This is a genomic window from Brevibacillus sp., assembly GCF_003521185.1.
GTDB classification, from domain to species: domain Bacteria; phylum Bacillota; class Bacilli; order Brevibacillales; family Brevibacillaceae; genus Brevibacillus; species Brevibacillus parabrevis.
In genome coordinates this window covers 18,665-27,012 of the sequence record NZ_DOTK01000021.1, presented here as the reverse complement: position 1 = coordinate 27,012, position 8,348 = coordinate 18,665, and the positions used below count along the sequence as shown (strand labels likewise).

16 protein-coding genes are annotated in these 8,348 nt (G+C 48.4%); 15 read left to right on the top strand and 1 reads right to left on the bottom strand.

Annotated features, from left to right (window positions below; translation table 11 throughout):
- Window positions 1-127: 127 nt before the first annotated feature.
- Window positions 128-1,060, top strand: a complete 933-nt coding sequence (locus DEP07_RS04725) for a DMT family transporter (protein WP_173598086.1) — start codon at window positions 128-130, stop codon at window positions 1,058-1,060.
- An 8-nt stretch (window positions 1,061-1,068) separates the two neighbouring features.
- Here DEP07_RS04725 and DEP07_RS04720 read toward each other — a convergent pair whose 3' ends face one another.
- Window positions 1,069-1,467 carry a globin domain-containing protein gene (locus DEP07_RS04720; protein WP_122966802.1) on the bottom strand — a complete coding sequence of 133 codons (399 nt, stop codon included), beginning with the start codon at window positions 1,465-1,467 and terminating at the stop codon, window positions 1,069-1,071.
- Between the two features lie 352 nt (window positions 1,468-1,819).
- Between DEP07_RS04720 and rpsJ the strand changes: the two genes are divergently transcribed.
- From rpsJ to rplE, 14 genes are all read left to right on the top strand, one after another.
- A complete protein-coding gene (gene rpsJ / locus DEP07_RS04715; protein ID WP_005828858.1) occupies window positions 1,820-2,128 on the top strand; it encodes a 30S ribosomal protein S10 in 309 nt (102 codons plus the stop codon).
- A gap of 150 nt (window positions 2,129-2,278) precedes the next feature.
- Complete coding sequence (gene rplC, locus DEP07_RS04710; protein ID WP_122966800.1) at window positions 2,279-2,908, top strand: 50S ribosomal protein L3; 630 nt, start codon at window positions 2,279-2,281, stop codon at window positions 2,906-2,908.
- A 17-nt stretch (window positions 2,909-2,925) separates the two neighbouring features.
- Window positions 2,926-3,549: a 50S ribosomal protein L4 gene (rplD, locus tag DEP07_RS04705; protein WP_063231108.1), complete on the top strand. Its 624-nt coding sequence runs from the start codon at window positions 2,926-2,928 to the stop codon at window positions 3,547-3,549.
- Entirely contained in the window at window positions 3,549-3,839 is a 291-nt protein-coding gene (rplW, locus tag DEP07_RS04700; RefSeq protein WP_007716243.1) for a 50S ribosomal protein L23, read from the top strand. Before rplD ends, rplW begins: the two co-directional genes overlap by 1 nt.
- Before the next feature lie 32 nt (window positions 3,840-3,871).
- The gene (gene rplB, locus DEP07_RS04695; protein ID WP_063231107.1) at window positions 3,872-4,702 is read left to right on the top strand and encodes a 50S ribosomal protein L2; all 831 of its coding nucleotides are present in this window, start codon (window positions 3,872-3,874) and stop codon (window positions 4,700-4,702) included.
- 48 nt (window positions 4,703-4,750) lie between these two features.
- Entirely contained in the window at window positions 4,751-5,032 is a 282-nt protein-coding gene (gene rpsS, locus DEP07_RS04690) for a 30S ribosomal protein S19 (RefSeq protein WP_005828846.1), read from the top strand.
- A 29-nt stretch (window positions 5,033-5,061) separates the two neighbouring features.
- Complete coding sequence (rplV, locus tag DEP07_RS04685) at window positions 5,062-5,394, top strand: 50S ribosomal protein L22 (protein WP_063231106.1); 333 nt, start codon at window positions 5,062-5,064, stop codon at window positions 5,392-5,394.
- 13 nt (window positions 5,395-5,407) lie between these two features.
- Window positions 5,408-6,070: a 30S ribosomal protein S3 gene (gene rpsC, locus DEP07_RS04680; protein ID WP_063231105.1), complete on the top strand. Its 663-nt coding sequence runs from the start codon at window positions 5,408-5,410 to the stop codon at window positions 6,068-6,070.
- A 2-nt stretch (window positions 6,071-6,072) separates the two neighbouring features.
- The gene (gene rplP / locus DEP07_RS04675; protein WP_063231104.1) at window positions 6,073-6,507 is read left to right on the top strand and encodes a 50S ribosomal protein L16; all 435 of its coding nucleotides are present in this window, start codon (window positions 6,073-6,075) and stop codon (window positions 6,505-6,507) included.
- Window positions 6,497-6,694: a 50S ribosomal protein L29 gene (gene rpmC, locus DEP07_RS04670; protein WP_005828838.1), complete on the top strand. Its 198-nt coding sequence runs from the start codon at window positions 6,497-6,499 to the stop codon at window positions 6,692-6,694. The genes rplP and rpmC overlap by 11 nt, the downstream gene beginning before the upstream one ends.
- A 22-nt stretch (window positions 6,695-6,716) precedes the next feature.
- On the top strand, window positions 6,717-6,983 hold the full coding sequence (rpsQ, locus tag DEP07_RS04665) for a 30S ribosomal protein S17 (RefSeq protein ID WP_005828837.1): 267 nt from the start codon (window positions 6,717-6,719) through the stop codon (window positions 6,981-6,983).
- Between the two features lie 41 nt (window positions 6,984-7,024).
- Window positions 7,025-7,393, top strand: a complete 369-nt coding sequence (gene rplN / locus DEP07_RS04660; RefSeq protein ID WP_005828835.1) for a 50S ribosomal protein L14 — start codon at window positions 7,025-7,027, stop codon at window positions 7,391-7,393.
- A gap of 49 nt (window positions 7,394-7,442) precedes the next feature.
- Window positions 7,443-7,757 carry a 50S ribosomal protein L24 gene (gene rplX, locus DEP07_RS04655; RefSeq protein WP_005828833.1) on the top strand — a complete coding sequence of 105 codons (315 nt, stop codon included), beginning with the start codon at window positions 7,443-7,445 and terminating at the stop codon, window positions 7,755-7,757.
- Window positions 7,758-7,783: 26 nt separating this feature from the next.
- Window positions 7,784-8,326, top strand: a complete 543-nt coding sequence (gene rplE, locus DEP07_RS04650; RefSeq protein WP_063231103.1) for a 50S ribosomal protein L5 — start codon at window positions 7,784-7,786, stop codon at window positions 8,324-8,326.
- The last annotated feature ends 22 nt before the right edge of the window (window positions 8,327-8,348 follow it).

The window sequence follows — 8,348 nt, the reverse complement described above, 5'->3', positions numbered from 1 at the left end:
TAGTCGCCCCCTCCTACTCGATCCTGTTTACTCTCATCGATTTTCTGCATGGCTCCCATCAAAATGATTCAATAAGCCAATAGATGACCGTGTGCTACAATACGATCAGCGGATGGGGGATAGAGAAATGAAAAACAATGAAAAGCTGTTATTTTTCATGCTGGCTGGCGTAGTCATACTTTGGGGCTTGAACGTGGTAATGGTAAAGTATCTCACGTCGTTTCCGCCGCTGTATGTAGCAGCTATTCGCATGACGGTCGCAGGAATTTGCTTGGCGCCAATCATTTATAAATACAGAACGAGTTTGCGGCTGAAAAAAACAGATTGGCTGTTGATTGCCGGAGTAGGGGCCAGCTCTATTGCGTTGCACCAGATCACATTGGCAGCAGGTGTGCAGACGACTACAGCAGGCAATGCGTCGCTGATCCTCGGATTGAACCCACTGGCAACAGCTCTGCTGGCTATGCTTTTCCTCGGAGAACACATGTCGTGGCAAAAAGGACTCGGCATTGGCGTAGGGTTTGCGGGAGTGTTGATTGTCGTCATTTCGCAACATGGCGGAATCCATATGAACGGCTGGGGAGATGCGATCATGTTTTTCTCCATGCTGATGTACGTCACTGGCGGCTTATTGATTCGCAAGCTTGTCGTCCGGGGAGTTCCTGTGCTGCTGATCACAGCCTTGTCGCAAATGTTCGGAATCGCGTTTTTGTGGGCGACAGCTCTCACACTGCAACCGGCATCCTACTACTTGTCGCTTGAAGTGTCTGCGTTCCAATGGCTGGTGATCTTCATTTCCGGGGCGCTTTCTACAGCCTTGGGTTCGGTAGGCTGGAATTATGGTATTCGCCAACTGGGAGCAAGCCGAACTGCCTTGTTCTTGAACGGAATGCCAATGGCGAGCCTGTTCTTTGCAGCGCTGTTCCTGGGGGAACAATTAAAGCTGGTCCACATGCTCGCGCTGTTAATGATTGTGGCCGGGGTGTACCTCGGATCAAGAAACCTCGTCAAGACGAAGTCCAGCTCAGCAAAAACGATGGCTAAAATAACAAAAGCGTAGGGAGATCCCTACGCTTTTTCTTCTTGGTCCCACTTGTTCACCATATGATAAGCGGTCAAACGCAGACGCTCAAAAATTTGCTCGCGTATCTCGCCCTCAAGTCCGGTTTTGTCCATCGCCGTTTTCATACAAGCCAACCAGGCTTCTGCCTGTACAGGGCCAATGGGGAACCGAATGTGGCGTGCACGCAGCATCGGATGTCCGTGGCGGTTTGAATAGAGGGTAGGCCCACCGAGAAACTGGGTAAGAAACATATATTGGCGCTCTTTCACTTCCGTAAAGTCTTCGGGGAAGAGCGGAGCAAGGTCAGGGTGCCGGGCAACCAGGTCGTAAAATGTATCAACCAGACGGGACAAAGTATCAGCCCCGCCGATCATCTCATAGGGAGTGCGCATGGTCTCAGACATACAAATAACCTCCTTTGCAATGACGAATCCCTTTAAGTATAACGTGTTCTTTCTATTATAGATAGAACAGTGGCGAGTTGGCAGGGAATCCCGCTTGCCTTTCTGCTCAGAAATCAGTAAGATGTTCAAGGTGAGTCTTTCAGTAGGCTCGCGTGTACAAAAAAATGTGCGGGAAACTAAGAAATCACTTGCGTAGCCCAAATATTTTTAGTACAATATTGAATGTTGGTCATGGACTTGCGATGATGTGGGAGGTTGCTGACACACCCGGCCCCTTTGCCATGACCGGGGTGCAGGATATTTCCACGGAGAAATGTCTGTTTAATAAATGGGCGAAAAAGGAGGGACTAAAATGGCAAAGCAAAAGATTCGTATTCGTTTGAAGGCGTATGATCACAAAATCCTCGATCAATCCGCGGAGAAAATCGTGGACACAGCGAAGCGTTCCGGTGCAAACGTATCCGGTCCAATTCCGCTTCCTACCGAGAAAGCAGTTTATACGATCCTGCGTGCGGTGCATAAGTACAAAGATTCTCGTGAGCAATTCGAGATGCGTACTCACAAACGTTTGATCGACATCTTGAACCCTACACCACAAACAGTAGATGCTTTGATGCGTCTGGATCTGCCGTCTGGTGTAGATATCGAGATCAAACTGTAAGGTCCCAAAAAGCGATACACGCGCAGACGTTGTCTTGATAAGCGTGTTATACCAAGCAACAAACCCTTAAAATGGCACCCCTGCGCATCGATGGGGACTTGATACAACATAAAAAACGTTTTACTGAAATAAGCACAGGAGGTGGCACAAATGACCAAAGGAATCTTAGGGAAAAAACTTGGAATGACTCAAGTTTTTGGTCCAAACGGAACAGCGATCGCTGTAACGGTTATCGAAGCAGGTTCTAACGTGGTTCTTCAAAAGAAAGACGTGGAGAACGACGGCTACGAAGCGATCCAAATCGGCTTCGAAGACAAAAAAGAACAGCGCGCTAACAAGCCGGAAAAAGGCCATGCAGCAAAAGCTAACACTGCTCCTAAGCGCTTCGTTCGCGAAATTCGCGGAATTAACCTCGCTGATTACGAGGTTGGTCAAGAGTTGAAAGTAGACATTTTTGCCGAGGGAGAAATCGTTGACGTATCCGGCGTAACCAAGGGTAAAGGTTTCCAAGGTGCGATCAAACGTCACAACCAATCCCGCGGTCCTATGGCTCACGGTTCGCGTTACCATCGCGGTCCTGGTTCCATGGGTGCTGTCGCTCCAAACCGCGTTTTCAAAGGTCAAACCCTGCCAGGTCAAATGGGTGGCGACAACGTAACCATTCAAAACCTGGAAGTAGTTAAAGTAGATGCTGCTCGCAACCTGATTCTCGTTAAAGGCTCCGTGCCTGGCCCGAAAAACAGCTGCGTGCTCGTATCGACGGCAGTCAAGAAACACTAAGGAAAGGAGGAACTGACATGCCGAAAGTAGCTCTTTATAACCAAACTGGTTCTCAAGTTGGCGAAATCGAATTGGCAGATAGCGTGTTCGGGATTGAGCCTAACAACGCTGTTCTGTACGATGCGATCGTGATGCAACAAGCATCCCAACGTCAAGGAACACACGATGTAAAGAACCGCTCTGAAGTACGTGGTGGTGGCCGCAAGCCATGGCGCCAAAAAGGTACAGGTCGCGCACGCCAAGGTTCCATTCGCTCTCCGCAATGGAAAGGTGGCGGTGTTGTATTCGGTCCAACTCCGCGCAAATACGGTTACAAACTGAACCGTAAAGTTCGCCGTTTGGCTCTGAAATCCGCACTGTCCGCGAAAGTACAAAACAACGAACTCCTGGTTCTGGAAGCTCTGAACTTCGCAGCTCCTAAAACCAAGGAAATGACAGCTGTTCTGAACAGCTTGAAAGCAGATCGCAAAGTTCTGATCGTGACTTCCGAGTACGATCAAAACGTAGCTCTCTCTTCCCGTAACATCCCAGGTGCCAAATTCGTAGATGCTGCAGGCATTAACGTTCTGGATCTGGTAGCGCATGACAAAGTAATCGTGACGAAAGAAGCGGTTGCGAAAGTAGAGGAGGTGCTCGCATAATGAAGAGCCTTCATGATGTCCTTAAACGCCCTGTCATTACCGAGCGCACCACTGACATGATGGCTGAGAAGAAGTACGTTTTCGAAGTACCTCTCAAAGCTAACAAAACAGAAATCAAGCAAGCTGTTGAAAAAGTATTTGGCGTAAAAGTAGAAGCAGTAAACACTGTTCGTGTTCCTGCGAAACCAAAACGCTACGGAAAATACTCCGGTTACACATCCGAGTGGAAGAAAGCAATCGTTAAGCTGACTGATGACAGCAAAGAATTGGCCTTCTACGAGGGAGTATAACCTCGACGACTACCGAAAAGGAGGGTAATAACATGGGTATCAAAAAGTTTAAACCGACTTCTCCTGGTCGTCGCCAAATGACGGTTTCTACTTTCGAGGAGATCACCACATCGACTCCCGAAAAATCCTTGTTGGCGCCTCTCAGCAAAAAAGCTGGTCGCAACAACCAAGGTAGAATTACCGTTCGTCATCAAGGTGGCGGTCATAAACGTAAATACCGTATTATCGACTTCAAGCGTAACAAAGATGGTATCGTAGGTCGCGTAGCTACTATCGAGTACGATCCAAACCGTTCCGCTAACATCGCGCTGATCAACTATGTTGACGGTGAAAAACGTTACATCCTCGCTCCACACAACCTGAAAGTGGGCGACGAGATCGTATCTGGAGCAGATGCCGACATCAAAATCGGTAACGCGCTGCCACTGGAGAAAATCCCGGTAGGTACTACCATCCACAACATCGAGTTGAAACCTGGTAAAGGTGGACAACTGGTGCGTGCAGCTGGTGCTTCCGCTCAACTGCTCGGTCGTGATGGTGAGTTCGTAATCGTTCGCCTGTCTTCCGGTGAAACTCGCCGCATCCATAACGTATGCCGCGCTACCATCGGTCAAGTAGGTAACCTGGATCACGAACTGCTGAACATCGGTAAAGCAGGACGTTCCCGCTGGTTGGGTATCCGTCCAACTGTACGCGGTAGCGTAATGAACCCTAACGATCACCCACACGGTGGTGGTGAAGGTCGCGCTCCAATCGGTCGTAAAGCACCTGTTACTCCTTGGGGTAAACCAACCCTGGGTCTCAAGACTCGCAAGAAGAAGAACAAGTCCGACCAATACATCATCCGCCGCCGCAAGAAATAAGGTAGGCTGATATAATACCGAACGCCTTTGGCGAAGGGAGGTTCACTAATGGGACGTAGCTTAAAAAAGGGTCCTTTCGTGGATGACCACTTGATGAAAAAAGTTGACGAGCAAAATGAAAAGAACGAGAAACGCGTGATCAAAACTTGGTCTCGCCGTTCCACCATCTTCCCTGAGTTCGTAGGACACACGTTTGCAGTATACGATGGCCGCAAACATGTACCAGTATACGTATCGGAAGACATGGTTGGTCATAAATTGGGTGAATTCGCACCAACTCGTACCTTCAAGGGTCACGTCGACAACGACAAGAAATCCAAGAAGCGCTAAATTTCTCTTGACAGAGAGGAGGTACAAAGATGGAAGCTAAAGCAGTTGCTCGCAATATTCGCATCGCGTCTCGTAAAGTCCGCCTGGTTGTTGACTTGATCAGAGGCAAGCAAGTAGGTGAAGCGTTGGCGATCCTGAAACATACGCCAAAAGCAGCTTCTCCGGTTGTTGAAAAGCTCCTGAAGTCGGCTATTGCAAACGCTGAGCACAACTACGAAATGGATCCTAACAGCCTCGTAGTGAGCAAAATCTTCGTAGACCAAGGTCCTACGTTGAAGCGTTTCCGTCCGCGCGCTATGGGTCGCGCAAGCCGCATCCATAAACGCACAAGCCACATCACAGTGGTACTAAACGAGAAATAAGGAGGGATTACGTGTGGGTCAAAAGGTAAGCCCGGTAGGACTTCGGATCGGTGTCATTCGTGACTGGGAGTCCAAATGGTACGCTGACAAGGACTTCGCAACTCTGTTGCACGAAGACTTGAAAATCCGCAAGTTTGTAAAAGGGCGTCTGAAAGACGCTGCTGTATCCACTATCGAAATCGAACGCGCAGCTAATCGCGTGAACGTTACGATTCACACCGCTAAGCCTGGTATGGTAATTGGTAAAGGTGGAGCTGAAGTTGAAACTTTGCGCAAATCCTTGACTGATCTGACTGGCAAACGCGTTCATATCAATATCAACGAAGTAAAACGTCCGGATCTGGATGCTACTCTGGTAGCTGAAAACATCGCACGTCAACTGGAAAACCGCATTTCCTTCCGCCGTGCGCAAAAGCAATCGATCACTCGTACGCTGCGCGCTGGTGCAAAAGGTATCAAAACTTTGGTAAGCGGTCGTCTTGGCGGCGCGGACATCGCACGTTCTGAAGGTTACAGCGAAGGTACTGTTCCGCTCCATACGCTGCGTGCTGACATCGACTACGGTACTGCTGAAGCACATACCACTTATGGTCGTATCGGTGTAAAAGTATGGATCTATCGTGGAGAAGTCCTTCCAGCGAGAAAGAACGTCGCTACTGAGGAAGGAGGCAAGTAATCATGTTGACGCCAAAACGCGTGAAACACCGTAAACAACACCGCGGGAAAATGGCTGGTAACGCAAAAGGCGGTACTACTGTTGCGTTCGGTGAATACGGATTGCAAGCAATGGAGCCATCTTGGGTAACTAACCGTCAGATCGAGGCTGCTCGTATCGCGATGACTCGTTACATCAAACGTGGCGGTAAAGTATGGATTAAAATCTTCCCTGACAAGCCAATTACACAAAAACCGCTCGAAGTACGGATGGGTTCCGGTAAAGGTTCTCCTGAGAAATGGGTAGCGGTAGTGAAGCCAGGCAAGATCATGTTTGAACTTGCTGGCGTACCTGAAGAAGTCGCTCGCGAAGCTATGCGCCTTGCTATGCACAAGCTGCCTATCAAGTGCAAATTCGTGAAGCGTGAAGAAGTGGGTGGTGACGCACATGAAGGCTAATGAGTTCCGTAATTTGACCACTGCCGAGATCGAACAAAACGTCGCTTCTTTGAAAGAAGAGTTGTTCAACCTTCGTTTCCAGTTGGCTACGGGTCAACTCGAAACCACATCTCGCATTAAACAAGTGCGTAAGGATATTGCTCGTGCGAAAACCATCCTGCGCCAGAGAGAATTGGGAATCGGCTAATTAAAGGAAGGAGGTTTGAACGATGACCGCAGAACGCAATATGCGTCGATCCGTTGTAGGTCGCGTTGTTTCCGACAAAATGGATAAAACCATTGTTGTGCTTGTTGAAACTTACAAGACACACCCGTTGTACGGCAAACGCGTGAAATACTCCAAAAAGTTCAAGGCTCACGACGAGAACAACACGGCAAAAGTGGGCGACATCGTAGAATTGATGGAAACTCGTCCTTTGTCCAAAGATAAACGTTTCCGTTTGGTACGTATCGTCGAAGAGGCAGTAATCGTATAAGTCAGATTTTCGGATATCAAATCCGAAAGGAGGAACAGTAAATGATCCAAACTCAGACGAGATTGGCTGTTGCTGACAACTCCGGTGCAAAGGAACTCATGTGCATCAAGGTTCTGGGTGGTTCCGGTCGCAAAACGGCGAACATCGGTGATGTTATCGTGTGCTCCGTAAAATCCGCTACACCCGGCGGCGTTGTCAAGAAAGGTCAAGTAGTTAAAGCAGTTGTAGTTCGTACTGTAAGTGGCGTTCGTCGTCAAGATGGTTCTTACATTCGTTTTGATGAAAATGCAGCTGTAGTCATCAAAGAAGATAAGTCCCCACGTGGTACTCGTATCTTTGGACCAGTAGCTCGTGAGCTCCGCGACAAAGATTTCATGAAGATCATCTCTCTGGCTCCAGAGGTTATCTAATTGAACGGAAAAACTCAGGCAGTTTGTTCGATAGGAGGTGCACCAAGCGATGCACGTTAAAAAAGGCGACACTGTTATCGTAATTGCGGGCAAAGATAAAGGCAAAAAAGGTCGCGTTCTCGCTGCTTATCCGAAGAAAGAACGCGTACTGGTTGAAGGTATCAACCTCGTGAAGAAACACAGCCGTCCGTCCCAAGCTAACCCGCAAGGTGGCATTGTGACTCAAGAAGCAGCGATTCACGTTTCCAACGTATCTTTGATCGATCCGAAGTCCGGAAAAGCTACTCGCATCGGTTACAAAGTTTTGGATAACGGTAAGAAAGTACGGTATGCGAAAAAGTCTGGCGAAGTACTCGACAAGTAGTCAGGTTGGAAAGGAGGATATCCTAGATGGCAACAAGATTGAAAGAAAAGTACACTAACGAAATCGTGCCTGGTTTGATGAGCAAGTTCAACTACACTTCCATCATGCAAGTGCCGAAAGTAGAAAAGATCATCATCAATATGGGTGTTGGCGAAGCGGTAGGCAACGCTAAATCCTTGGATACTGCGGTTGAAGACCTGCAAATTATCGCTGGTCAAAAGCCTGTAGTAACTCGCGCTAAGAAGTCCATCGCTGGCTTCAAATTGCGTGAAGGTATGCCGATCGGTGCGAAGGTTACCCTGCGCGGCGAGCGTATGTACCACTTCCTCGACAAATTGATGAACGTATCTCTCCCGCGTGTTCGTGACTTCCGTGGAATTTCTTCCAAGGCATTTGACGGTCGCGGTAACTACACACTTGGTCTGAAGGAACAACTGATCTTCCCTGAGATCGAGTACGATAAAATCGACAAAGTTCGCGGTATGGACATCGTAATTGTTACTTCCGCGAAAACGGATGAGGAAGCTCGTGAGTTGCTGACTCAAATGGGTATGCCATTCCGTAAATAAACCCACTCGTAAGGAGGGAAGA